This window comes from Halorhodospira sp. 9622, from assembly GCF_022228025.1.
Classification (GTDB): Bacteria; Pseudomonadota; Gammaproteobacteria; order Nitrococcales; family Halorhodospiraceae; genus Halorhodospira; species Halorhodospira halophila_A.
Genome location: NZ_JAJNRE010000002.1, coordinates 157,751 through 183,495, shown reverse-complemented (window position 1 = coordinate 183,495; position 25,745 = coordinate 157,751). Strand labels below are relative to the sequence as shown.

20 protein-coding genes are annotated in these 25,745 nt (G+C 67.6%); 14 read left to right on the top strand and 6 right to left on the bottom strand.

Translation table 11 applies throughout. The annotated features are described in order from the left end of the window. Positions 1-3: 3 nt before the first annotated feature. The 13 genes from LRG07_RS02005 to LRG07_RS01945 all read left to right on the top strand — a co-directional run bounded on the left by LRG07_RS02005 (position 4) and on the right by LRG07_RS01945 (position 16,896). The gene (locus LRG07_RS02005) at positions 4-921 is read left to right on the top strand and encodes an XrtA-associated tyrosine autokinase (RefSeq protein ID WP_201242300.1); all 918 of its coding nucleotides are present in this window, start codon (positions 4-6) and stop codon (positions 919-921) included. Further along, a complete protein-coding gene (locus LRG07_RS02000) occupies positions 911-2,416 on the top strand; it encodes a TIGR03016 family PEP-CTERM system-associated outer membrane protein (protein WP_238641655.1) in 1,506 nt (501 codons plus the stop codon). The genes LRG07_RS02005 and LRG07_RS02000 overlap by 11 nt, the downstream gene beginning before the upstream one ends. A gap of 5 nt (positions 2,417-2,421) precedes the next feature. Then, positions 2,422-3,525: an XrtA/PEP-CTERM system-associated ATPase gene (locus tag LRG07_RS01995; RefSeq protein WP_238632961.1), complete on the top strand. Its 1,104-nt coding sequence runs from the start codon at positions 2,422-2,424 to the stop codon at positions 3,523-3,525. Positions 3,526-3,550: 25 nt separating this feature from the next. Continuing rightward, positions 3,551-4,456, top strand: a complete 906-nt coding sequence (locus LRG07_RS01990; protein WP_238641654.1) for an XrtA system polysaccharide deacetylase — start codon at positions 3,551-3,553, stop codon at positions 4,454-4,456. A gap of 3 nt (positions 4,457-4,459) precedes the next feature. After that, positions 4,460-5,512: a FemAB family XrtA/PEP-CTERM system-associated protein gene (locus tag LRG07_RS01985; RefSeq protein WP_370641477.1), complete on the top strand. Its 1,053-nt coding sequence runs from the start codon at positions 4,460-4,462 to the stop codon at positions 5,510-5,512. A 9-nt stretch (positions 5,513-5,521) separates the two neighbouring features. Then, the gene (locus LRG07_RS01980; protein WP_238641653.1) at positions 5,522-6,763 is read left to right on the top strand and encodes a TIGR03087 family PEP-CTERM/XrtA system glycosyltransferase; all 1,242 of its coding nucleotides are present in this window, start codon (positions 5,522-5,524) and stop codon (positions 6,761-6,763) included. Next, a complete protein-coding gene (gene xrtA / locus LRG07_RS01975; protein ID WP_238641652.1) occupies positions 6,753-8,270 on the top strand; it encodes an exosortase A in 1,518 nt (505 codons plus the stop codon). Before LRG07_RS01980 ends, xrtA begins: the two co-directional genes overlap by 11 nt. Positions 8,271-8,320: 50 nt before the next feature. Next, a complete protein-coding gene (locus tag LRG07_RS01970; RefSeq protein ID WP_238641651.1) occupies positions 8,321-9,454 on the top strand; it encodes a TIGR03088 family PEP-CTERM/XrtA system glycosyltransferase in 1,134 nt (377 codons plus the stop codon). 3 nt (positions 9,455-9,457) lie between these two features. After that, positions 9,458-11,365, top strand: coding sequence for an XrtA/PEP-CTERM system amidotransferase (locus tag LRG07_RS01965; protein WP_201242293.1), 1,908 nt, complete (start codon positions 9,458-9,460; stop codon positions 11,363-11,365). A gap of 341 nt (positions 11,366-11,706) precedes the next feature. Further along, on the top strand, positions 11,707-12,681 hold the full coding sequence (locus LRG07_RS01960) for a phenylacetate--CoA ligase family protein (protein ID WP_238632965.1): 975 nt from the start codon (positions 11,707-11,709) through the stop codon (positions 12,679-12,681). Beyond that, a complete protein-coding gene (locus tag LRG07_RS01955) occupies positions 12,678-13,883 on the top strand; it encodes a glycosyltransferase family 4 protein (protein WP_238641650.1) in 1,206 nt (401 codons plus the stop codon). The genes LRG07_RS01960 and LRG07_RS01955 overlap by 4 nt, the downstream gene beginning before the upstream one ends. Beyond that, positions 13,880-15,151: a glycosyltransferase gene (locus LRG07_RS01950; protein WP_238632967.1), complete on the top strand. Its 1,272-nt coding sequence runs from the start codon at positions 13,880-13,882 to the stop codon at positions 15,149-15,151. Before LRG07_RS01955 ends, LRG07_RS01950 begins: the two co-directional genes overlap by 4 nt. After that, positions 15,148-16,896 (top strand): hypothetical protein, encoded by a 1,749-nt coding sequence (locus tag LRG07_RS01945; RefSeq protein ID WP_238641649.1) that lies wholly within the window; start codon positions 15,148-15,150, stop codon positions 16,894-16,896. Before LRG07_RS01950 ends, LRG07_RS01945 begins: the two co-directional genes overlap by 4 nt. Positions 16,897-16,999: 103 nt before the next feature. Here LRG07_RS01945 and LRG07_RS01940 read toward each other — a convergent pair whose 3' ends face one another. The 5 genes from LRG07_RS01940 to LRG07_RS01920 form a co-directional block, all read right to left on the bottom strand. Further along, complete coding sequence (locus LRG07_RS01940) at positions 17,000-17,650, bottom strand: DUF4870 domain-containing protein (protein WP_201242290.1); 651 nt, start codon at positions 17,648-17,650, stop codon at positions 17,000-17,002. Positions 17,651-17,823: 173 nt separating this feature from the next. After that, positions 17,824-18,294, bottom strand: a complete 471-nt coding sequence (locus LRG07_RS01935; protein ID WP_201170711.1) for a Crp/Fnr family transcriptional regulator — start codon at positions 18,292-18,294, stop codon at positions 17,824-17,826. 69 nt (positions 18,295-18,363) lie between these two features. Further along, the gene (locus LRG07_RS01930) at positions 18,364-19,593 is read right to left on the bottom strand and encodes a cyclopropane-fatty-acyl-phospholipid synthase family protein (protein WP_201242289.1); all 1,230 of its coding nucleotides are present in this window, start codon (positions 19,591-19,593) and stop codon (positions 18,364-18,366) included. A gap of 147 nt (positions 19,594-19,740) precedes the next feature. Beyond that, positions 19,741-21,678, bottom strand: coding sequence for a hypothetical protein (locus LRG07_RS01925; protein ID WP_238641648.1), 1,938 nt, complete (start codon positions 21,676-21,678; stop codon positions 19,741-19,743). 16 nt (positions 21,679-21,694) lie between these two features. Further along, complete coding sequence (locus tag LRG07_RS01920) at positions 21,695-22,519, bottom strand: S1C family serine protease (RefSeq protein WP_201242288.1); 825 nt, start codon at positions 22,517-22,519, stop codon at positions 21,695-21,697. A gap of 145 nt (positions 22,520-22,664) precedes the next feature. Between LRG07_RS01920 and LRG07_RS01915 the strand changes: the two genes are divergently transcribed. Next, the gene (locus LRG07_RS01915) at positions 22,665-23,711 is read left to right on the top strand and encodes a D-alanine--D-alanine ligase (protein ID WP_238641647.1); all 1,047 of its coding nucleotides are present in this window, start codon (positions 22,665-22,667) and stop codon (positions 23,709-23,711) included. On the opposite strand, the gene LRG07_RS01910 is transcribed toward LRG07_RS01915, so the two are convergent. Further along, entirely contained in the window at positions 23,708-25,744 is a 2,037-nt protein-coding gene (locus LRG07_RS01910) for a CocE/NonD family hydrolase (protein ID WP_238641646.1), read from the bottom strand. The genes LRG07_RS01915 and LRG07_RS01910 overlap by 4 nt on opposite strands. Position 25,745 lies beyond the last annotated feature (1 nt).

Here is a 25,745-nt window from a genome sequence, read left to right as displayed (position 1 = left end):
CGGATGAGTATTATCGAGCGGGCGCTGGAGAAGCGGCGCCGATCCCATGGCGGCGCAGGTGTCGAGCCGCCGGCCCTGGCGTCCCTCCACGCGGGGGTGGGCACCGAAGAGCCCGTCGCCCAATCAGGCGTCGCCGACCGCCCGAGTCCGGCGCCAGCAAATCCTGACGTTACGCTGGATTTCGCCTGGCTGCGACGCCAAGGCGTCATGGTGCCTGGGGAGCAGCGCAGCGGGCTGGCGGAGGAGTTCCGTATCCTGAAACGCCCCCTACTGGACAATGCCTTCGGGCGGGCCGGCGAGCCCATGGTCGACAAGGGTCGTTTGATCATGGTCACCAGTGCCGTCCCCGGCGAGGGCAAGACCTTTTGCACCATGAACCTGGCGTTGAGCATGGCTCTGGAGGTCGATCGCACGGTTCTGCTGGTCGATGCCGATGTTGCGCGGCCCAGTCTGCCCAGGTGCCTGGGTATACAGGCGGATCGCGGTCTTATGGATGTCCTTACGGAACCTGGGGTGGGGCTCGGTGATGTGCTGCTGCGCACTCAGGTGCCGAATCTGACCATTCTGCCCGCCGGTCGTCCCCACGGGCGATCCACGGAGCTGTTGGCCGGGCAGGGCATGCTGGATCTCCTGGACGAGCTGTACCACCGGTATCCCGACCGGGTCATCCTCTTTGACTCGCCGCCGCTGATCGCCACCAGCGAGCCCAGTGTCCTGGCGCGCAGCATGGGACAGATCCTGCTGGTGGTGGAGGCCGAGCACACCCCCCGCGTCGCAGTGGCCCGGGCTGCGGAGCTGCTCGCTGGCTGTGACGTGGTGCTGACGATGATGAACAAGGCAAGTCCGACGCCGGGTGCCGGGTACGGCGGCTACTACGGCGGGTACGCAGCGGCTGGCGGCAGCGATCCCCGTGGGCGTTAACTACCGCATCCCGGGCGGGCCACTCGGTTGCGTGCTAGTGATGTCGCTGCTGCTGTCGTCGGCCGGGGCTGCTGCCGAGGGGGTGTGGAGCTTCACGCCCCGTGTGACTATCGGTGCCGAGATTACCGACAACGCTCGGTTTGCCCCCCGGGGTGAGGAACGCGGTGATGGTATCGGGGTCCTGGAACCCGGCCTCTCTTTGAGCGGGGAAGGGGCGCGCACCAGCCTCGACCTGGATTACGCCTGGGACAATCGGTACCGGATCCGGGATACGGAACGGGATCGCAGTGTCCACAGCCTCCGCGGGCGAGGGCGCTATGAGGTGCTTGCCGATGCAGTTTTCATCGAGGGGGCCATCTTCCGCGATATCCAAGCCGATTCTCTGCTCGAGCCTATCAGTTCGGAGAACCTGGAGGAGCGCACCCGGTATCGGCTCAGCCCCTTTTGGCGGGCCCGTTACGGCAGCTTGGCCGAACAGGAGCTGCGCTACATCTATGAAGAGCTCCGCTATCACCAGTCCGATCGTGAGGGTACCCAGGCTCACCGTGGGCGCTACCGGCTGAGCAGTGGTAGTGCCTTCAACCGGCCGGACTGGTCGCTGATGCTCTCCTATGACGAAAACCGTTACGACCGCAGTGCTTCGGTCGAGCGCTACGACGCCGCCTTCAGCGGCGGCTATCGCCTCGGCCGTGCCGTGCGCCTGGGCGGGACAGTGGCGCAGGGCCGCATTAATTCGGCGGATCAGGAGTTTGATGTCGATTCCTGGCGAGCGGAGTTTGGCTGGCGGCCCACCCGAGCCACGGGGATCGGTGCCAGCTACGGCGAGACCCGCTTTGGGGATGCCGATGCCCGCGAGGTGCGGGGCCTGAGTGTCACGCATCGTACCCGCCGCGCCACGTTGCTTCTTAGCTACGACGAGGGCGTGACCGACTTTGGCCAGACGCTCGACGATGATCTGTTGGCGCTGCTGGAGCGCCGCGGGCAGTGGACGGATGCGGAGCGGCGCGAGCTAGATCGCTTGCTGGAGATCATCGATCCGAATCTTGCCCGGATCCTGCGCGAAATCGATGAGCTGATCGTACCCGAGGTTGCTTTCACCGAGGCCTGGCGTGCGCGTTGGCTGTACGACACTGGTCGTTCCACGTTCGCTCTCGGCTTGCGTCAGCGGGAGATCGATGACCGTTTCATCTTTGATAGCCGGCCGGATGAGCGGCTGGAGCAGGAGCGTTCCGTCGACGGCTCCTGGGTCTGGTCCCTCGGTCCGCGTACCGATCTGATCGCCCGGCTCGGTGTTGCGCGCACCGAGGTGGCTCGTGCGCAGCAACCTGACACTCGCCTAGACGAGTGGCGAGCCGGGGTTGGGTTGAACCGCGAGCTCGGGTCGCGTGCGACCGGTCGGGTCGAGTACCAGTATCGACATAACGAGCGCAGTGGGGCCTTCGACGACGAGCGGCGTGAGAACCGCTTGTTGACCCGGCTGCGTATGGAGTTCTAGACCGCATGTACGAGGACTTTTACGGATTACGCGATAAACCCTTTGCTCTCAGTCCCGATCCCCGTTTCTTCTACGGCAGCAAGGGCCACCGGCGGGCCATGGCGTATCTGGAATACGGCCTGCAGCAGGAGGAGGGGTTCATCGTGATCACCGGAGAGGTGGGGGCCGGCAAGACCACGCTGGTGCGCAGCCTCTTCCAGTCTTTGAGTGGCAAACCGGTGGTGGCCGCCCAACTGGTCAGCACGCAGCTCGATGCCGACAGCCTGCTGCGCGCAGTGTGTCTGGCGTTCGGGCTGGAGGTGCCCGGCGGCGATAAGGCGCTGCAGCTACGCCAGCTGGAGCACTTCCTGCACCGAACCCGCGCCGACGGGCGCCGGGCGCTGGTGGTCGTTGATGAGGCACAAAATCTGGACATGCGGGCGGTTGAGGAGCTGCGCATGCTCTCCAATTTCCAATCGGACCACGGTGCGCTGCTGCAGAGTTTCCTGCTCGGTCAGCCGGAGTTTCGCCGGATCCTGCGTAGTTCGCAGATGCAGCAGCTGCGTCAACGGGTGATTGCGACCTACCACCTCGGGCCGATGGATGCGGGGGATACTCGGGCCTATATCGAGCACCGGCTAACGCGCGCCGGCTGGGTCGGTGATCCGCAGCTGCGAGACGACGCATGGGTGGAGATCCACGCCTATACTTCCGGCATTCCGCGGCAGGTCAATACCTTCTGTGACCGCCTGTTGCTCATGGGATACATGGAGGATTGCCACGACTTCGGAGCCGAGCAGGTCCGCTCCGTGGTGGCCGAGATGCAGGACGATCTGGGGGGTGGCCGTGCCACCGATGCGGCCGAGGCGGGTGCGGCGGCGGGCGACTGGGCGACGGCACCTGAGGTCGTGACGGAGGGGGTCGAGGAGCGGTTGCGACGGATCGAGCGGTACCTCGGCATCAATTACAAGCTGCTGCAGCAGTCAGTGAACGTCCAGCGTGAGGATCAGAAGCGCCTGGGCGAGCGGCTCGAGAGACTGGAGCGATACTTGGTATCGAGCCATCGGTTGATGCGCCAGGTCGGGTCAACGATCAAAAAAGCACTGGGTGTGCCTCGAGAGCTGTCGTAAGGCGGTGCACGGGCGGGGAGGGGGGATGGATCGGTCTGCGGGAGTGCTTAACGCCCTGACGGTGGATGTAGAGGAATATTTCCAGGTGCTGGCCATGGCACCCTATGTGCCGCGTGCCCATTGGGAGGCCTCCCCGTCGCGGTTGGCCTGGGCCCTGGAGCGGGTGCTGGGTCTCTGCGCCGAGGCGGGGGTCCAGGGGACCTTTTTCACGCTGGGGTGGGTGGCAGAACGGCATCCGGACCTGGTCCGGCGGATCGTGGCTGAGGGCCACGAAGTGGCCAGCCACGGCTACGGCCATCAGCGGGTCGGCGACATGACGCCGCGCGCCTTCCGAAGGGACGTGCATTACGCCAGGGTATTGCTCGAGGATATCGTCGGTGAAGCGGTCATCGGGTACCGTGCCCCGGCCTTTTCGCTTGGACGGCATACGCCCTGGGCGGTGCCCATCCTGGCCGAGACCGGGCACCGATACAGTTCCAGTGTGTATCCGGTTCGCCACGATCACTACGGCGATCCCGATGCGCCGCGCTGGACCTATCGCTCCGGCGAGGAGCAACCGCTGCTCGAGGTGCCCCTGACAACCCTGCGGCTCTTCGGTCGCAATTGGCCGGTGGCCGGCGGCGGCTACTTCCGTCTGCTGCCGTATGCCGCGTCACGGGCCGCGCTGGGACGGGTCAACGCCACCGAGGGCAAGCCGGCGGTCTTCTATATCCACCCCTGGGAGCTCGATCCAGGCCAGCCGCGTATCCCCGGGGTCGGAGGTCGCACGCGCTTTCGTCACTACCTGAACCTGCACCGCACGGAGAACCGCTTGCGACGCCTGCTTTGCGAATTCCGATGGGGGCGCATGGATCAGGTGTTTGCTCGGGAGTTGGCGCGCATTCCCGGTCCGCCGGGGCGCGCGGCAGCAGCCGCCGCCAGGGCGGCTTGACTCGTGGTCCAGCCAACCGACGGTGGCCCGCTCCGGGTGGTGCCTCTGGACGAACAGCGTTTCCCTGACTGGGACGCCTTCGTCGAAGGTCATCAGCAGGCGACGTTCTTCCATCGTGCCGGGTGGGCACGGGTGCTGAACCAGGTCTTTGGTCATGAGCCCCATTACCTGCTCGCCGAGCGCGATGGTCGGGTGGAGGGGGTCTTGCCCCTGGCTCGTGTGCGGAGTCGGCTCTTCGGCGATGCGCTGATATCGACCCCGTTCTGCGTTTACGGCGGCCTGGTCGCGGAGAACGAGGCGACTGTCGCGGCCCTGGATCAGGCCGCCTGCGAGCACGCCGAGGCGCTGGGGGTGGATCACCTGGAATACCGGCATACCCGGCGCCGCTTTCCCGCGCGTCCGGCGCGCACGGATCTTTATGCCACCTTTCGCCGGCCGATTGCCCCTGATGCCGAGAGCAATCTGCTCGCCATACCGCGCAAACAAAGGCGAATGGTGCGTCAGGGTATCAAGTCCGGCCTGCGCAGCGACTGGGATGCCGATGCTTCGCGGTTCTATCCGATCTACGCCGGCAGCGTCCATCGGCTTGGGACACCGGTTTTCCCCCGCAGGTACTTTCGGATCCTCAAGGAGGTGTTCGGCGAGGACTGCCGCATCCTGACCGCCTCCAAGGGGCGGGAGCCGCTTGCCAGTGTGCTTGCATTCTATTTCCGGGACGAGGTGCTGCCCTACTACGGCGGCGGGCTTCCCGAGGCCCGAAAGGCCGCCGCCTACGATTTTCTGTATTGGGAATTGATGCGTCGCGGCTGTGAGGCGGGAGCCCAGATATTCGATTTCGGGCGCAGCAAACAAGGGACTGGAGCCTTCAGCTTCAAGCGTAACTGGGGGTTCGAGCCTGAGCCGCTGGCCTACGAGTACCACTTGGTTCGGGGGCGCGGGATTCCCGACCACAATCCGCTCAACCCGCGGTACCAGCGCGCCATCCGTTGGTGGCGGCGGCTGCCGTTGCCGGTGGCCAACCTGCTGGGCCCGTTGGTCATTCGCAGTCTGGCGTAGGAGGTATGCGTGGCCGACATCCTCTATCTGGTGCATCGTCTGCCCTGGCCCCCGGACAAGGGCGACAAGATCCGCTCTCACCATCTACTGCGCCACCTGGCCGAGCGTCATCGCGTGCACCTGGGCACCTTCATCGACGATCCGGCGGATTGGGACCTGGTGCCGGCGGTGCGCCGACTCTGTGCCAGTCTCTGTGTCAGGTCATTGCCACCGGCACGGGTCCGCTTCCGGGCCCTGACCGGGCTGCTGAATGGCGAGCCCTTGACGCTGCCCTGGTACCGAGACCGTTACCTGCGGCGGTGGGTCCGCCAGACCCTCGACGGGCATTGGATCCGGGCGGCGGTAGCCTTTTCTTCGACGATGGGGCAATACCTGCCGCCGCGGAGTAGCGGGGTCCTGCGCGTGGTCGACTTCGTGGACGTGGATTCGGACAAGTGGCGGCAGTATGCCGAGCACCAGCGAGGGGCCATGGCCGCCGTGTATCGGCGCGAAAGCCGTCGTTTGTTTGAGTATGAGCGCGCACTGGCCGGTTCGGCCGATGCCTGTTTGTTCGTCTCGGAACAGGAGGTGGCGACCTTCCGCAGCCTGGTGCCCGAATGTGCGAACCGCGTTCACGCGGTGGCCAATGGCGTCGACGCCCACTACTTCGATCCGGAGCATGCCGGCCCCTGTCCCTATGCCGAGGGTCGTCCGGTGCTCGTCTTCACCGGGGCTATGGACTATTGGCCCAACGTGGACGCCGTCGGTTGGTTCGCCGACGAGGTGCTCCCTCGGTTGCGCCGGGAGTGGCCGGGACTGGTGTTCGCCGTCGTCGGGAGCCGGCCGAGTGCGCCGGTTCGGGCGCTGGCGCAGCGCCCTGGGGTGTTGGTGACCGGGGGCGTGCCGGATATACGGCCCTGGATGGCCCATGCCGATGTCGTCGTAGCGCCCCTGCGGCTGGCGCGGGGCGTTCAGAACAAGGTCCTGGAAGCCATGGCCATGGCTCGGCCGGTTGTCGCCACGCCACAGGCGCTGGAGGGGATTCGCGCGCGGCCGGGCGTCGAAGTGGCTGCGGCCGAGGCCGAGGCCGAGGCCTTTGCCGCAGCGGTGACCGCACGCCTGGGCGGCGGGGCCGGTTTGATGGGCCAGGCGGCGCGGCGGCGTATCCTCAGCGATTACAGCTGGGCTGGCAGCCTCGCTGCCGTGGATCGCTTGGTTGAGGGTCCGTCGCCGGTCGACGGCCGTCTGTGGGCTGCGCTCCATGTCGGTTGAACCGCGGTGGGCTGCCTGGGGGCCGGCACTGCTTGCGCTGGGGGCGGGGCTGATTGTTCTGGCCGGCGTATTCTACCCGACGTTCCGCGAGATGGTGGCCATCTGGGCGCGGTCCGAAACCTTCGCGCACGGCTTTCTGATCGGGCCCATCGTCCTTTTGCTCACCTACCGCCTTCGTGATCGGTTGGCTCGCGTGACTCCGCAGCTGGCCCCCGGTGCGCTGGTGGCGCTGGCGGGGCTGGTTCTGGTCTGGGTGCTGGGCGCGCTGGTCGATGTAGCCTCGGTGCGGCAGTTTTCCGCCGTGTTGATGATCCCGGCGCTGGTCTGGCTGTTGCTGGGCAGCGAGGTGGCACGGGTGCTTCGTTTTCCCTTGGCGTACCTGCTTTTTGCCGTGCCGTTCGGTGAGTTCTTGGTCTCTCCCCTGATGTCGTTGACCGCCGATTTCACCGTGGCTGCCGTGCGTCTCTCTGGCGTTCCTGTGCACCGTGCAGGGCTGGATTTCGAGTTGCCCACCGGCAGTTGGTCCGTGGTCGAGGCGTGCAGCGGAGTCCGTTACCTGATCGCGAGCTTGGCTCTCGGTGCGCTTTATGCCTATCTGGTCTATCGCAATCCCTGGCGTCGGGCCCTATTCATGGTGGCTGCTGCACTGGTGCCCATCGTCGCCAACGGTCTTCGGGCCTACGGGATTGTCATGCTCGGCCATGCCAGCGATATGGAACTGGCGGCGGGAGTGGACCACCTGATCTACGGCTGGGCCTTCTTCGCGCTTGTGACGGGGCTGCTGTTCTGGGTTGGGACGCGTTGGCGGGAGCAGGGCGCGGTCGTGGCGCTGTCGGGACCTTCGCCGAGGGGGAGGGTGGCCCCTCGGCGGCGCTTCGCGGCCCTCGGGGTCGCTGCGATACTCCTTGCGGGCGGGCCTTGGTATGCCGACCGGTTGAACCAGCGCGATCTGGGTCCGGTGGCCGGGCTGGGCGACGGGCCGGTGGCTCCATCGGGATGGGCCCCTGGAGAGGGAGAGCTGGTTTTGTGGCAGCCGGGCTATCACCACGCCCGAGCCGAGCGCCGCGGGGTGGTGGTGGCCGGGGGTGCGCCGGCTGTAGGTCTGCATATCGGTTATTACCGGGCGCAGCATCGTTACGGCAAGATGGTCGGTTGGGAGAATACGCTGGCCGGGCGGGAGCGCCCTGAATGGCGTCAGCAGGGGGGCGGCCGGGCCGATGTGGCGGGTTGGCCGGCGGCAACGCGAATGCAGTTGATGGGCCCGGATCGCGAGCTGGAGGTCTGGCGCTGGTACTGGGTCGGTGGGCGGCTGACGACCGTCCCGCACGAGGTGAAGGCACGTGAGGCCCTCCTGCGTCTGGTCGGTAGGCGCGATGATGCCGCCCTGATCGTGCTTTACGCGGACCCCGGCGATGATCCGAAGGCGGCGCGGGAAGCCCTGCACGCCTATGCGGTCGCGGCGCTGCCGGAGATCCTCGCTCAGCTTGACGCGGCGCGTCGTCAGTGATGGTGGTCGGCACGGCGGGGCGCACGGGGCGCCGGAATCCGCGGCCTCTGGTGGCGCACCTGATCTACCGGCTGGATTACGGTGGTCTCGAGCAGGTGCTGGTGGAGTTGCTGCGTTGGCTGCCGGCGGAGCGTTTTCGGCACGTGGTCATTTGTCTGGATGGGTTCGATCCGGCGTTCCGCACCCGTTTGCCTCGGGCGGTGTCGGTCTACGCCCTGCACAAGCCGCCGGGCTGGGGGCTAGGCACGCAGTGGCGGCTCGCTCGGCTCCTGCGGCGGTTGCGGCCGGATATCCTGCACAGTGCCAATCTGGCCGCCCTGGAGGGTCAGCCCGTGGCCGCGCTCGCCGGCGTTCCGGTACGGATCCACGCCGAACATGGCTGGGATATGTCCGATCTGCGCGGTGACAGCCGGCGACGGCGGATCTGGCGCCGGCTGTTGAGCCCCTGGGTGCACGCCCACGTGGCTGTTTCCGGGCATCTTGCCGACTATCTGACCGATCGAGTGGGGATCCCCGCTGAACGGGTGCATACCATCCGCAATGGTGTCGACTGCGCGCGGTTTACCCCTAAGCCGCGGCGGTCCTCTTGGCCGGTCTATACCATCGGAAGTGTCGGCCGCCTGGTTGCGGTCAAGGATCAGCAGCGTCTGGTGGTGGCGTTTTCCCGGCTGAAGCAGATCTTGCCCGAGCTTTTTCCTGGTCTTCGGCTGGTGATCCTCGGCGAGGGACCGCAACGCACTGCCCTTGAAGAGGTCGTCGCGGCCGCCGGGCTGGGTGCACAGGTAGCGCTGCCGGGCAATCGGGAGGATGTCTCTGCCGAGCTTCGGCGGATGGACCTGTTCGTGTTGCCGTCGCTGGCGGAGGGTATCCCGATGACGGTTCTCGAGGCTATGGCCACCGGGGTGCCGGTTGTGGCCTCGCGGGTAGGCGGTGTGCCGGAGGTGGTGCTCGAGGGCGTGACCGGCACGCTTGTTCCCCCGGCGGACACTGGGGCGCTGACCGCCGCGCTGGCCGGTTATGTGCTCGACCCCTCGCGCGGTCGTAGCCAGGGCAAGGCCGGTCGGCAGAGGGTGCTGCAACACTTGGATGTGGCAGGAATGGCCGGAGCCTACGAAACTCTGTACGAGAGGCTGCTGTGCCACCGCCGTCCGCGTGCTCACAGCATCCCAGGGGAGGTGAGCTAGATCGTGTGCGGACTGACCGGAGTGCTGGATCCCGACGCGACGGATCTCGCCGGGACGGGAGAACTGGTGGCGCGGATGACGGCGTCCCTTGCGCACCGCGGTCCGGACGAGAGCGGTGTGCACCGTGAGCCGGGGCTGGCGCTGGGCCACCAGCGCCTGTCGATCATCGACCTCGCCAATGGTCAGCAGCCCCTGGCCAATGACGATGGAACCGTGCTCACCGCCTACAACGGCGAGATCTACAACCATGCCCAATTGCGGGCCGAGCTGCAGCAGTTCGGGTACCGGTTCAGAACCCGCTGCGATACCGAGGTCATCGTCCACGCCTGGGATCGGTGGGGTGAGGCGTGCGTGAAGCGGTTCCGCGGCATGTTCGCCCTTGCGGTATGGGACCGGCGGTGCCAGACGCTATTCCTGGCCCGGGACCGGCTCGGAATCAAGCCCCTGTGCTATGCCGAACTGGCTGATGGCCGACTGCTATTCGGCTCCGAGATCAAGGCCCTTCTGGCTTGTCCGGATCTGTCGCGGGAACTGGATCCGGCGGCGGTGGAGGAGTATTTCGCGCTGGGTTATGTGGCGGACCCGCGCAGCATCTATCGGGCCGTTCGCAAGTTGCCGGCCGGGCACACGCTCACCGTGGTGCGGGGGCGTGCCGTGGGGGAGCCGCGCTCCTACTGGGATGTCACATTCGCCGCAGATGACCGCTTGTCGGAGGCGAGAGCCGTCGTGACCCTCGGTGAACAGCTGGAAGAAGCCGTCCGCATCCGGATGCTGGCGGACGTGCCCCTGGGAGCCTTCCTCTCCGGCGGTATCGACTCCAGCGCTGTGGTCTCGTTCATGGGGGAGACTTCGCGAGGCCCGGTTGACGCCTGCTCCATCGGTTTCGGCAATCACCGTCTCAGCGAACTCGATGTGGCCCAACAGGTTGCGAGGCACCTGGGTGTACGCCATCACGTGCAGCAGGTGGATGGTGATGCCCTGGCGGGCCATATCGATCGGATGGCGTGGCTATTCGACGAGCCCTTTGCCGATAGCTCCGCACTGCCCACTGATGCGGTCAGTCGCGTAGCCAAGCAGCGGGTTACTGTGGCGCTTTCCGGGGATGGTGGCGACGAGGTGCTGGGCGGCTACCGGCGGTATCGCGGGTACGCCCGCGAGGCGCGGGTCCGGGCCCGTCTTCCCCAGGCCCTGCGGCGGGGGGTGTTCGGCTCCTTGGCCCGCTGGTACCCGCGGGCCCATCGAGCGCCCCGCCTTCTGCGTGCCCGGGCCACGTTCGAGGCCCTGGCCGCCGATCCGGTCGCCGGTTACCTGCGCAGCGTTAGCCTCAGCGACGATGACAGCCGTCGGCGGCTATTCTCTCCCAGCATGCATCGTGCTCTGCAGGGCTACCATGCCGTCGAGGTGCTTTGCCGCCATGCCGATGCCGCGCCGCGCCACGATCCGTTGGCCTTCGCGCAGTACCTGGATCTCAAGACCTGGCTGCCGGGCGATATCCTCACGAAGGTGGATCGAGCGAGTATGGCCCATGGGCTCGAGGTCCGGGTTCCGTTGCTGGATCACCAGCTGGTGGAGTGGGCGGTGACGCTGCCGGCGCACCTCAAGGTCCGGGGCGGTACAGGCAAGTACCTGCTCAAGAGAGCCCTTCAGGATCGGCTGCCGTCGCAGATCCTCCATCGCCGCAAGCAGGGCTTCGAAATACCGCTGGCTGAATGGTTGCGCGGTCCGCTGCGCGGGCGCCTGCAAAACGCACTTGAAGGGGAGCGGCTGGCCGATTGCGGGTGGTTCGATCGGGTTCAGGTGCAGCGTCTGTTCGAGGCGCATCAGCGGGGGCGGGCCGATCACGGTAGGCTGCTGTGGTCGCTGTTGATGTTCGATGCCTTCCTCGGCCGTCGATCCGGAGCTGCCCGGTGAGGGGCCTGCCTCCGGTGTTGGTGCGGCGCCTCCTGCTGCCGCTGCACGAGCGTCTGCGCGGCCGTTCGACCCTCCGTGAGCTGGCCCTAATGCGGGGTCGGGAACGGGATGCGGCTGCCTTTGACGTTTACTGCCTTGAGCGCCTGGAAGCCTTGCTACGGCACGCCGCGCGGCATGTGCCGCACTACCGGGAAGCGGTGTGCGGCGCTCCGCGCCCGGCGCTGACCGATTTCCCGGTCCTGGAACGGCATACGGTTCGGTCACGGGGCCGGGCGTTGTGCAGCGAGGTTCCTACAGCGCCGCTACTGCCCGCCAGCACTGGCGGATCAACGGGAACCCCGATGCAGTTCTGGACCGACCGGGTCAAAGAGACGCGACACAACGCGCAGAAGCTGCGCTTCCGGCTCTGGTACGGCGTCCATCCAGGGGAGCGGCAGGTCGATTTCTGGGGGTCGCCCATCGAACTCGGCCGCTCCTCTCGTTTACGCCGATTCAAGGATCGGTACCTGCTCAACCAAGTCATCTGTTCCGCCCATGACCTGAGCCCAGGCCGCATCGAGGCCTATGCCCGTTTCCTGGGAGGGTTTCGCCCCCGGTTGGTTTACGGCTACCCCACCGTGATCGACCGGGTCGCCCGGTATATCGCGGCGGCCCCGGAATCGGTGGCGGGGTGGCAACCACGCGTGGTGGTTTCTACCTCGGAGATGCTCTATCCCCAGCAACGCGCCACGATCGCCGAGGTGCTGAAATGCCCCGTGGCCAACGAGTACGGTGCCCGGGATGGTGGGCTGATCGCCCACGAGTGCCCGGCGGGGTCGCTGCACATCGCCGCCGATCACGCCTACGTGGAGGTCGCCGACGCAGACGCCGACGGTGTCGGCGACCTGCTCGTCACCAACCTGGATGGATACGGCATGCCGCTGATCCGCTACCGGGTGGGAGATCGGGGGCGACTCGGGACCGGCGGTTGTGCGTGCGGCTCCGTTTTGCCGGTCCTTGACCTGCTCGAGGGCCGCAGGAACGACTTCCTGCTCGGCTGTGCCGGGCGCCGGATACACGGCTCTGCCGCCAATTACGTCCTCCGCGAGGTGCCCGGCGTGATTCAGTATCGCCTTCGTCAGCGCGCTGACTGCAGCCTCGAGGTTCAGCTGGTCACCACGGAGGAGTGGGATGCGGCGCGCACCCAGCGCATCCGGGAAGGCCTGCTCACTATGCTCGGGATGCCGGTGCCCGTACGCATCGAGCATGTGGCGGCCATCGAGCCGACGCCGGCCGGCAAGTATCGCTGGGTCGAGAGTGAGGCACTGGAGCCATGAAGATCCTGTACCACCATCGCACCCGGGGAGAAGACGCACAGGGGATCCATATCCGCGCCCTGTGCGCGGCATTCCGCGAGCTGGGCCACCAGGTGGTGCTGGTGGGGCCGCCGAGGCGGCGCTCCGCGGCTTTGTTCCCCCCGGGTGGTGCGCCGCCCGGCACAGGCGTGGCCGACGCGAGGCCTTCGCTGGCCGGCTTGGTCATCCCCCACTGGTTCTACGAGTTGCTCGCCCTGGCCTATAACACGGTTGCTGTGCCCGTTTTGCTCGCTCAGGCGCTGCGCCACCGGCCCGGCTTGATCTACGAGCGCTACGCCCTGTTCTCCCTGGCAGGACTCTGCGTGGCCCGGGTGGTGCGTCGGCCCTTCATCCTCGAGGTCAACGCACCGCTGAGCCTGGAACTGCGTCAGCACGGCCACCTTTGGCTGCGTGGCCTGGCGCAGCGGGTCGAGGATTTCCTTTGTCGGTCGGCCACGCGCACTGTGGTGGTCAGCCAGGCCATGGCCGAGATCCTTAAGAATCGCGGGATTCCCGCGGAACGCCTGCTGGTGATGCCCAATGGCGTTGACCAGGACCGGTTCCATGCCGGGGTCGACGGGGAGTCCGTGCGATCGCGGTTAAGGCTAACGGGGTGTCGGGTGGTGGGGTTCGTCGGCTGGGTTCGCCGCTGGCACGGCGTGGATGGCTTGATGGCTGCCCTCGCTCCGCGCCTGCGGCGTGACCCTGGCCTGCGTCTGCTCGTTGTGGGCGATGGCCCGGCGCTGCCAGATTTGCGCGCGCGGGCACGGCAACTGGGAGTTGAGGACCGCGTCTGCTTCGCCGGGGCTGTGTCGCAGGAAGAGGTCCCGGCCTATATCGCCGCCCTGGATATAGCCGTCCAGCCCGCCGTTACCGAGTACGCCTCGCCGATCAAGCTCTTTGAGTACCTGGCCCTAGGGTGCCCGGTGGTTGCGCCGGATCAGGCGAATATCCGCGAGTTGATCCGGCCCGGTGTGACTGCCGAGGTCTTTCCCCCTGGGGATTGGGGGGTGTTAGGGGTGCGCCTCGAGGAGCTCCTGGATGACCCGCAGCGGTGTCGGCAGCTGGGAGAACGCGGTGCGGCCTCGATCCCGGAGCACGGCTATACCTGGCGGGCCAACGCCGAGCGCGTCCTCGCGGCGGTGGAAGCAGGTGGCTCGTTGCCGGTTACGGAGGGGCTGTGACCCGGACGGGCGGCAACGGCAGCGGGGTGCTCCCGGGGGGGGGCTGTGTTGTCGTGCTCAGTCGGGTCTTCCCCAATGCCGCTCAGCCGGCCTATGGGGTGTTCGTGCGTGAGCGCATGTTTCGAGTGGCTGCCCACTTACCGATCACTGTGGTGGCACCGGTACCGTGGTTCCCGGGGCAGGGTTTGATTCGCCGCTGGCGCCCCGGCTATCGCCCGCCGGTGCCGCGGTACGAAGAGCAGGCAGGTGTGGCTGTCTACCACCCGCGGTTCCTCTCCTTTCCGGGCATGCTCAAGGGTCTAGATGGGCTATTTCTGGCCCTGGGCGCGCTGCCGGTACTGCGCCGGTTGCGCCGCGCTGGTGCACTTGATCTGATCGATGCCCATTTCGTCTATCCGGACGGGGTGGCGGCTTGGTTGCTGGGGCGCTGGTTTGGATGCCCGCACACCATCACGCTGCGGGGCACGATCCAGCGCATCTCACGCACCCGCTTACGCCGCTGGTTGGCCCGCCGGGCGATGCTGACGGCCGCGCGGGTGTTTTCCGTCTCCCGGTCGCTTCGCCGAGTGGCCCTGAGCATGGGGGTGCCCCCGTGGCAGGTCGAGGTGGTCGCAAACGGGGTCAACCTATCCCGATTCCGCCCCCTGGATCGCAGCGAATGCCGCTCGGCACTGGGATTGCCCCTGGATGCGCGGGTGCTGATTACGGTGGGAACCCTGAACGAGCGCAAGGGGTTCCACCGGGTCATCGAACAGATGCCGACCCTGCTCGGCCGAGAGCCGCGGCTACACTACCTCGCCGTCGGCGGTGGCAGTCCTGACGGGGATGATGCCGAGCGTCTGCAGCTGCTGGCGCTTCGACAGGGCGTTGCAGACCGGGTGCATTTCGTTGGGGCCGTGGCACCGAAGGACCTGTCGACCTACTACTCGGCGGCCGACGTCTTCGTCCTAGCGACCCGGTTCGAGGGGTGGGCCAACGTGCTTCTCGAGGCGGCGGCCTGTGGCCTGCCGGTGGTGACCACCGAGGTGGGGGGCAATGCCGAGGTTATTCGAGATCCGGCAGTGGGGGTGTTGGTGCCTTTTGGCGATGCCAGGGCGCTTCGCGAGGCGATTCTCCGGGCTCTGCGGGAGCCGTGGGATCAAAGGGCGATCCTGGCTCACGCCAGGGCTAACGCCTGGGAGAGTCGCATACCCGCCCTGGTCGAGCGTCTGGAGGGCCTGGCGCAGCGCCGCCCGCGTCCTGTTGCACCGCCGGTGCGGACGTTATGACGGCCCCAGCCATCGATGCCGACTGGCTGACGCCACTGGTGGCGGGACTGGCGAGTTATCTGCGGACGGACGGGGGGCTGCGCGAGCCCGGTGGGGCGGAGCTGACGCCGCCCGGGCACTACGGCCAAGTCTTTACGGCGCTGGCGCTCCACGAACGGCCGGAACTGGGGGATTGGCGTCTACCGCTGCGCTACTGGCAGGGGCTGCCTAAGGGCCAGCGGGGGCATGAGCCGTTCAATCGCCTGGGTTTGCGGTTGCTCGAGCGCTCCCTTGCAAGTTCTGGCGCCGCGGAGGTGGATCTGCGCCGGGTCCGGCGGGCTGCTGAAGCTTGCTCACTCGGCCGGCGATACGTCTCCAACAACTGGGCGCTGCTCGCGGCGACGGTGCGCCTGCTGGAGGCCGCCACCGCCCGGGAGCGGCATCGTCGGCTCCGGCAGCTGCTGCATTGGGTGCGACGCTGGAGCACCCCCGCCGGGGGGTTCATCGATTTTCCGTCGCGGCCAGGTACCAGGGTAACGACGCCCCCTGCCTACCATTTCAAGGCGCTCCTTTGTCTCTGGATCGCTTACAGCCGCTCGGCCGATGCCGAAGTCGCCGCCCATCTGCGGCGGATGCTGGAGTGGGTCGGCCTATTCCTGACCCCTGCGGGTTATTGCGGTGGTCTGGGGCGGAGCAATCACGCGCTCTACGCCGACGCGTGCCTGCTGACCGTCCTGAACGGCGCTGCGGGGGCGGCCGCCGGGGAGTGGGGTCTGGCTGCAAGCGCGATGCGCGAGCGCCTGGAACGGCAACGTCGTCCGGATGGCCTGTTCTGGCTGACGCCTGCACGTTGTGCCGGTGCGGTCGGGGGATGGGACCACTATATGCATCTCAGTGTCTACAACGCCTGGGCCGCGGGTCTGTGGTGCGCTGTAGCCGCTGGTCATCCTGATCTGACGCCTACCGAGGTGCAGTGGCCTGAACACCCGTGGCCGGAACCGGGCGGGTGCCGGTTCGATCACGTTGCGGGTGTTGTCAGGCAGCGGGGCGATCGCTGGGATCTGGTGATCAGCCTCGGTGGTCAGCCTGTCCAAGGGTATAGTTGCCACGAGGCGGACCTGCGCAGCCTTGGCGTGCAGCCGGTACACCTGGAGCTTGATGGTTCGCCGTGGTTGCTGCCGCTGTCCCGTGGCCCGGGGAGAGGGTTGGTGCGGGAACCTGGAAGCGCCGGCGGGCAGCCGCTGGTCATCGATCAGGGGCATTGCTATGCCGGGCTTCACTACACGGATGTCGGGTGGCGGGCGACAGAGTCCGGCCTGCACTGGTGGGGCGAGGGGGTGCCAGAGGCGCTCTGGCGGCAGGTCGGCGCGGGTTGGTTCGGACGCCTGCGCGAGGCGGTAGACTGGCGATGGCTCGGGGGTTGGCTGGCGCGCCGGGCAGCCGTGTCGCCGGATCGGCTCGACGGGCATCGCTGGCGCCTGGAAATGATGTGGGATGGGCGCCGGCGGCTCCTACAGGCTTGGTGTACCCTCTATCCGCGGCCAGGGTCAGAGGCACATGTGCTGATTCCGCGGGGATTTCCCGTGCGGCCGGGCGAAACAGCGGGATCCAGCCTGGGGCAGCGCAAGGGCGGTGCGTATGAGGTTCACCCGTGGCCGGTCACAGAGCCTGCCGATTTCACCTGGCACGTCACCGCGGAGGAGAAGAAGGCGGCGATCCCCTCTGCGCGTCATGGCGACGAATCCCCGGGCCGGGCAGCCCGCTGAGTTTCCGGGAGCCGTAACGGGAAAACCCGAGACAGCCGGCCTGCACAAGGCAGGCGGCTGTCCCGGGGTCCCGGTCCCGTGCCACGCGGGGTCGACGGCGCCGTTACTTGGCGTCGTCGTCCGGCGACACCTTGTCGGAGAGCTTCTGCGAGTACTCACCGAGCACTGGCACCTCCCAATCCTTGCTCTGGAAGGCGTTGAAGGCCATGAACAGCAGGCCGATCAGACCCACCCAGAACACCAGGGGCATGCCGGCGAAGGCGGCGTTGAGGATCGCCACGCAGATCCAGACCACGGCGATGACCGCGGAGATCGCCAGGGACTGTGCGGCATGGAAGCGCACGAACGGGTCCGCGCGATCGAGCAGCAGGAAGATCGCCCCCGTAACGGGACCGCCGACGTAGGAGAGGCCGGCAGCGAAGTGGCGCGGCAGCCCGGAGTTGCCGAGGAAGGCCTCGGCGCTATCGCTGCTGCTCTTGCCGGAATCGGAAGCCGCCGAGCTCGCCGTTGTGGAGCTGCTGGTGGTCGAGGCGGAGCTGCTCGCCTTGCTGCTGGCAGTGCTGCTCGTGCCCTTGCCGGCACTGCCCTGCTCGGCAGCGGTCTCCACCGTGCCGGACTTGGCAGCTTCGGACTTGGCGCTCTCGGACTTGGTGGTGCCGGCCTTGGCCGTGCTACCCGTGGATTTGGTGGTGCTGCTCTTGGTGCTCGTTTCCGAGGTTTTCTTGGTCGATTTGTCGTTCATGTCCTCGCTCATTCTGGACACCTCCATGAAAAAGCCCGATCAGGGCGAATCATACCCCCGGCCCGTCGTTACAATACCGAGGAGCGATAACCTCCGCAAACCGCAGTTCCGGGCCGCCCCCTGTTGATTCCCGCGGGTAACCACCATTGCGCGCGGCCCATCGGTTGCCTTGGTGCAACAGGATGTTAGGCGAAACCCGGGGGGTTCCACTGATCCATCATGCGCTCTCTTGCTACATCCAATCGTTTCGACATCAGCGCCGAAAAGCGTTTCAGAATCTGATATCCGAAAGCCGGATCCGCCTCGCAGCGCGCGATGATTGCAGCGCCGTCGAACTCCAGCAATTCGGTTTTATCCTCGGCGCGGGCGTTGAAATTCCAGCGGTACGGGGGAATCAGCCAGGACCAGCCAAGGATCTGATCGGCCCCCAGGTGCTGGACCTCCAGCGTGGGCCCGCTGATCGCCGGGACCTCGAGCACGACATCACCGGAGCGGATCAGGTAGAAGGCGCGCGCGGCGTCGCCGTGGCGGAACAGCACCTCATCCCGCTCCAGGGTGCGAGGGCTGGCGCATTCGGCCAGGAACTCCACGTGGGCGCGCTCCAGCCCCTCGAAGAACTCCTGATCGGACAGGATGTTGGCAATCGTTGCGGGCATGGTGCGTGCCTCCTGGGGCGGATGGTCCGCCGCCGCCGGCCCCGCGCCCGGCCGATCGACGGGAACGGCTCAGCTTGCAATCCGCGATGGCTCCGGCCATCGGCGCTCTTCGCGCTCCCCACTGTAAAGGTAATCGCGTGTCAAAGGCACTGCGTCTTGCTGCCGCGCCAGCTGCAGCTGTAGGACCATCATGCCGCGCCAGCGGAAGGCGGCTTCGCTGACCGCCAGGTAGAATTCCCACATGCGGCAGAACGACTCACTCTTGGCAGCGGCCACGCGTCCGCGGATGCGCTGGAAGCGTGCCTGCCAGTTGGCCAGGGTGTAGGCGTAGTGCAGCCGGAGGACCTCGATGTCCGTGGTGCGAATGCCCACGCGCTCCACCGAACTCATGACCTCGGAGGTGGCCGGGATATAGCCGCCGGGGAAGATGTAACGCCGGATCCATGGGTTGGTCACGCCGGGCGGATTGAAGCGCCCGATGCTGTGGACCAGTGCCACACCGTCTTCGGTGAGCAGTCGGCGGATGGTGTCGAAGTAGGTGTCGTAGAAGGGCACCCCCACGTGCTCGAACATGCCGACACTGACGATGCGCTCGAACGGTCCGGTCACGTCGCGGTAGTCCTGCAGCCGGATCTCGACGCGGTCGGCTACGCCCGCCTGCCGGACGCGTTCCTGCGCCAGGCGCTGCTGCTCGCTCGACAGGGTTAGGCCCACCACTTCGACCTGTTCATGGCGGGCCAGGTGGATCGCCATCGAACCCCAGCCACAGCCGATATCGAGCACGCGGTCGCCGGGCCGCAGGCACAGCTTGCGGCGGATGTGGGCGGCCTTGGCGCGCTGCGCCGACTCGAGGTCCATGTCCGGATCCTCGAAGTAGGCGCAGGAGTAGTGCATATCGGCGTCCAGGAAGTTCTGGAACAGCCAGTCGTCCAGGTCGTAATGGGAGGCGATGTTCCGCCGCGCCGCGGCCGCCCGGTTCCACTGTTGCAGCGGGCGCGCGGCCCACAGCAGCCAGGCCTTGACGCCGCGGGCGCGTGGTGGCGGGAAGTTGTTCAGCAGCACCTCGAGGACGCCGAGCAGCCCGCCTTTACCGGGGCTCCAGTCGCCGTCCATGTAGGTCTGGCCGAGCATGAACTCCGGATCGAGGGCGATGCGCCGCAGGGTGCGCCGGCGGTGGATGTGCATCACCCCGTGCGGCGGGCCGCCGTCCCCGTAGGCGCACTGCTCTCCGTCGTCATAGCGCAGCTCCAGGGTCCCGCGACGGATTCGTCGACCAAGTCGTTGTTCTACCCATTTCATCGACACGACTCCATGATGTCTGTCTGGGCGACCCGGTTCCGGAGGCCGGACACACGGCACTCCTCCCAGTTTGGCTCAGGAATCCAAGGGTGTTGCAGGGGGTGGCCGGGACGCAGGCGCGCACCCCCGTGCGCCGTATCGCCGCGCCTAGCGGCGCAGTGCGCGTCGGGCGCGGACGAGGCTGCGGTACCAGTCGCGCCGGGGCAGCGGCACCGGCGTCGGGCGGCGGCTGAGCAGGCTCACCTGGCTGGCCTGCTCGCTGAGCTGCTGCCCGCGGGAGATGGTCGCCAGAACCCGCTCGCGGGCGCCGTAGGTCTCGGTCAGGAACCGCCTCCCGTCCTCGGTGAGTTCCACGTGGTAGTGGCGGACCAGGGCAAGTGCCAGCTGCTCAGCGGAGCGGCTCAGGTCCTCTTCGACGCTGGCGGCCATCGCTTCGCCGAGATCGCGTTTCTCCCGGGCGCTCATGCCCGGTTCGAGGCCGCCAAGGTAGCTCGCGTTGGTGGCCCCCAGGCCGCGTTGGACCTCGGGCCGGGAGAGCTGGATGTGCGGTTCCAGGGCCAGCGCGGTCTCAACGGCCAGGTGCCGGGCTCGGTGGGGGGTCAGATCGCGCACCTGCTCGCGGGGGCGGCGGGGCTGCGCGTCGCTGCGCAACCACTCCAGCCCTTCGTCGCGCAGGTGACGCATGATCTGCTGGCAGACGGTCTGCCGGGCGTCCTCGTCCAGGGCGACCGTCCGCTCGACGATGCGCAGGCCCCGGCCGCTCCGGCTGGTGCGCAGTCGCTGCGGATCCCCGGGCAGGGTTCCGGCAAGGTCGTTCCAGCGCTCGGTGGCCTTAAGCAGTTCCGCGTGGGCGGTGCCTAGGGTGACCAGGGCCTCTCGGGCCGAGCGGTACAGCGACAGCGCCGTGCCCAGGGTGTCCGCGGTGCGTGCCAGGCGCTCGCGGCTGGCCCGGTCCAGGGCCCGGCGTTGCTCCAGGGCCTGCAGACGGTCGATGCGCATCTGCAGGTCGTCCATGGCGGCCATGACGCGTTCCAGCAGTTTATTGGAAGGCAACTCTTCGGGGACCAGCTCGTAGGGCAGGGCGTCGGCCTCGATCAGCCAGGCGGCGAGTGCGCGGATGCGGTTGTCGCTGGCGGCCTGGGCCAGGCGATAACGGCTGCGTGCGGTCTCCAGGGTCTCCAGGGCGCGGGCAAGCTGCCATCGCCCGCGGTAGGTGAACGTGAGGATGGGGATCTCGCGGCCGTTGATCAGCTCGAAGGCCAACCCGAGCATGTCCTCCACGTCGCCCATGGTGATCAGCAGCGGGTTATCCTCCTCGAAACCCGCCAGTACGCGTTCGATAAAGGCCTCGTTGCGCGCGATGCCGGCTCGCAGCTGGGGCACTTCACCGAGGAAGCGCTCGCGCAGGGCGCTGGCGGCCAGTGGGGCCTCCGGCCGGATCTGCTGGTACGCGGTATCGAAGAGTTCCTCGTGCTGGGCGTTGAGGTCCCGGATGCGGGTGAACAGGCCCGAGCGGCGGTAGCTCTCAATACGCGCGAGGACCTCGCCGAGCTCGCGATCGCCGGTGAGGTCCTGGCAGGCCAGGCCGATCCCGGCCGGTGAGAGGTCAACCCGGCGCAGGAGCTGGCGGGCTGCTTCGCTGCGCCGCGCCTGGCCGCTGAGGCCGGCCACATGAAGATCCCGGCTGGCCAGGATCAGGTCGCCGAGGTGATCGATGGTGCTGGATACATCGGCCTGGGCGCGTTCCTGGGCCGGCCCCCAGGTGCTGTCGTAGACGATCTTGGCCAGCAGGCCGATCAGGCCGGAGAGGATGGTGAAGGTCGTGAAGTAGATCAGCAGCTCGGTGTGGGGGGGATGACCGTAGGCCACCCAGTAGCCGCCGGTCAGCCCCAGGCCGGTGACCGGGCCGGCGGTCCAGGCCAGGCTGAGCAGCGAGCGGGAGATGCGCACCCGGCGCACGGCGCGGGACCATTGCTCCAGGCGCTCATTGGCCTCCCGATCCAGTGAAACGCCGGGAGGGGGAGGGTCGTCGCCCTCGCCGGAGTCACGGTCGGGCGGCTTGCGGGGCCAGGGGATCAGTCGCACGAGGTGGGTGTACTTTTCAACGATAACGGTTGCGGTATTCCTGCAGCAAAGGCGCTGCGAGATCAAGCGGTATCGCATAACTGATCCCGCTCGGCTGGCGCATGGCGGCCTCGCGTCCCTCTTGGGCGAAGACCCGGTTGATGACGGCATACACCTCTCCGGTGGCCGGATCGTAAACCGGGCTGCCGCTGTTGCCCGGGTAGGCGGTGCCGTCGATCTGAAACGCCAGTGGCGCCGTTGCCTGGCGGAGGCGGGTGATCTGCTCCGGCGAGAGCTCGCCGCCGTGGCGCACCGGAAGTGCCAGCGGCGTCCTCGCAGAGACAATACCTGTGTGGGTGGCTGGGTAGAATCCGAGGATCATGCCGATCGGAAATCCGGTATAGGCGACCGGGTCGCCGATACGAAGGTGTCCCGAATCGGACGCCAAGGTCAAAGCCGGCAAGGGGGTACCACTGATGCGCAGCACGGCCAAGTCGTGCTGGGGGCTCTCGGCCACCACTTCCGCCTCGCGCATGCTCGGGGCCCCCGGCTCACCCGCGAGGACGATTAGCCGTTCGTGGCGCTCGCGGTCAAGCTCACTGGGGAGCACATGCCGGTTGGTGAGCACGGCGCGGCCGTCCTCGAGGATGAAACCGGTGCCGCGGAAATCCACTCGCGGCGCTCGTGTGGGCTGATAAGTACCCACGCCGACCACGGAGGGTGTGAGCTGCTCGATGGTATCGGCCAGTTGCGCCGTCTGGCCCGGTGTGGCGAACAGCGTTGCGGTCAGCAGGAATACCGCTGCCCAGACCGTGCTGCGCGCCAAGCGCCGCGCAGCGGAGAAGCCTTTATTGATATTCATGGCGTGTCCCTCGATGACTCCGCGCGACCGACCCAGCGCAGCTTCACTAAGCGTAGTTGCCTGATGCGCCGCCGGCGCCAGGAGGCCTGCTATCTTGAAGTAGTTCCCGCTCTGTTCCCCAACTCCATCGTTGAGGTCGCCCGCCGTGAACAAACTGACTGGACTGCGTCTCGGCCTCCTCTTCGGGGACCCGCGTCTGCCCTACGCCTACGGCCCCTACGGACGGATCGGCCCCGAGGAGCTGGCGGCGGCGGAGGAGGCCAAGCGAGTGCTGGCGGCCCTGCCCGGAATGAGCCTGCGCGTTTTCGATGACCACGAGCGGCTGATCGATGATCTGCGTGACCATCCGCCGGACCTGGCGGTGAACTTCTGCGACAACGGTTACCGCAACCGCCTGGAACTCGAGGCCAGCATCCCGGCACTGCTGGAGATGCTCGCCATCCCCTACACCGGGACCACGGCTACGGCCATGGGGCTGGGGCGGGACAAGGGGGCGGTGCGCGCCCTAGCCGCCGGACTGGGGGTGGCGGTGCCCGAGGAGTGGCTCATCGATCTGCGCGACCCGCGCCCGGTGGTGCCGAAGCGCTACCCGGTGCTGATCAAGCCGAACGACAGCTGCGGCAGCATCGGCATGGAGCCCGATTGCGTGGTGCGGGACGCCCGTCAGGCGCGGGCCTATCTGGGTCGTCTGGGCGCGTCCGGGGTGGTCTGGGCGCTGGCCCAGGAGTTCCTCCCCGGGGCGGAGTACACGGTGGGGCTGGTCGGCAACCCGGCCACCAGGCTGTCGGTCCTGCCGCCGCTGGTCGTCGACTATTCGGCGCTGCCCCCGGAACTGCCGCCGATCCTCTCCTACGGCTCCAAGACCGACCCCGAATCCGCCTACTACCGGTCGCTGCGCTTCGCCCCGGCGCGACTCGACGAGGCCAAACGGGTCGGGCTCGAGCAGGCCGCGCGGCAGCTGTTCGCGCGGCTGGGGGCGCGGGACTATGCGCGGGTGGATTTCCGTGAGGATGCCGAGGGGAAGCCGCGGCTGCTCGATTTCAACAACCACCCCGCCTGGGGGCCGGAGGGGAAACTGGCGATGATGGCCGGATATGCCGGCTTCAGCTACGCCGAACTCCTCGGGCAGATCGTCCAGGCCGCCGTGGAGCGCTACGGCGCCGCAGGGCGGCCGCTCGGGGGGCAGATCTAGAGCAGCTGTCGTGGGATCCACTCGTCGTAGTCGCGGTGGAAGATGCGTGCCCCGTTCTCGAAGACCTCTAGCTCGGCGCTGACCCGGAAGTGTTCGGCGGTAGCGCTCATGCGGGTCTGGCAGGTCACCCGCACGTCCCAGTCCTCGCGGTGTAGGCGGGCATCGAGGTCGATCAGGGCCTGGGCCGACAGGGGATCGGTCTCGTTGATGCGGAAGGTGCGCCGGATGGTGTGGCCGACGGTGAGATCGATCTCCTCGAGCCGCGCCAGGGCAGCACCCTCCAGATCGGCGGCGTCGCCGAAGGTGCTGTAGATCGTCTCGTTGGTGGTTAGATCGTGTTCCACCGTCCGGTGCGGATCGACCCACTCCAGTGCCGTGGGTTCGGCGCCGGGGCCGCGCTCAGGCGGTGCGAAGGGGGCCAGGGATCGATCCAGGGCGCTGGGCGGGCGTTCCGGGAGCTCGAGGGTGCTGACCCCGGTATGGACCGTCAGGGCCACGGGCTCGGGCGAAGGCCAGATCAAGGGCCAATAGGTGGTGGAGATGCTGAGCCGCAGGGTGTGGCCGGCCGGGAAGGCGTAGGCGATGTCGTTCAGGGTGATCCGCACCCGGTACCGCTCGCCGGGCTCGAGCGGTCGCGGCTGCTCGTGGCCGTCGCGATGGCAGAGGTTCAGCGCCCCGTAGCTCACCCGGGACGAGGTGCCGTCCGGGGCGACGTCATTGAGCCGAATCACCGCCATCGCCACCGGGCGGTCCACGGAACAGACCAGGTCCACCCGGGGCGCACCGAGGATCTCCAGCCGCCGGGGGAGCGGGTCCGAGTCGAAGACCAGGGACTTGCCGTCATCCTCGCGTTGATCCAGAGGGCCCTCGCCCTCGGCCCCGTAGCCGTAGAACTCGCCGCCCTTGAGCCCGGTGGTCTGCGGCGAGCGCACGCGCACCGCGTCCTCGGGAGCGTCCGGCGTCTCAGCCAGGGCGCCGACGTTCAGGTGCCACCGGCGGGCCTGGATGCGCGGCGAGGGCCATTCGGTCTCGGCCACCCAGCGTCCCGGCCGGTACTCCAGGTAGGGCGAGGGCGGCACCCACTCCTCCAGCCAGACCCGGAGCATGGGCTCGTCCATGATCCCCGTCTCGATGCCCTTGAGCCAGTGATCCCACCAGCGCACGGCCTCCTGGAACATGCCGATCCGCGGCCCGGGCACCGCGGCGTGGGGAAAGGCATGGGGCCAGGGGCCGATCAACCCCTTGCGCGGCGCGCTCAGGCCGGCCATCAGCCGCGGGATGGCGTTGACATAGCCATCCGACCAGCCGCCCACCGCGTAGACGGCGCATTCGATGGCTGCGTAATCCTCGCAGACCGAGCCGTGGCGCCAGTAGCCGTCACGATGGGGGTGCTGGAGCCAGACCGCCGGGAACAGGCGCAGGCTGTCGAGTCGCTGCTGCCACTGTTCGCGCCAGTTGGCGCCGGCGATGGCCGGGTCCGGTGGCCAGGCCGCCAGGCTGAAGAAACTCGAGCCCCAGGTCAGGTTCTCGTTAAGCAGGCAGCCGCCCTTGTAGTGGGCGTCATCGGCGTAGCGGTCGTCGGTGGAGCACATGGTGAGGATGGCGCGCAGTCCGGGTGGGCGCCGGGCGGCGACCTGCAGGGCGTTGAAGCCCCCCCAGGAGAGGCCCATCATGCCGATGCTGCCATCGCACCATGGCTGTTCTCGGATCCAGGCGATGGCGTCCACCGCATCGTCCTGTTCCTGCTCCAGGTACTCGTCGAGCAGCACCCCCTCGGAGTCGCCGGTCCCGCGCAGATCCAGGCGGATGGAGGCGTAGCCGTGGCCGGCGAAGTAGTGGTGCAACGGCTCGTCGCGCAGACGGGTGAAGTCGCGCTTGCGGTAGGGCATGTACTCGAGCACCGCGGGGATCGGGGAGCGCTCCGCGTCCTCGGGCAACCACACCCGCGCCGCCAGGCGGACCCCATCGCGCATCGGAATCCACAGGTTCTCGATGACCCGGATGTTCTGCGGGAACGCCTCGACGATGCGCATG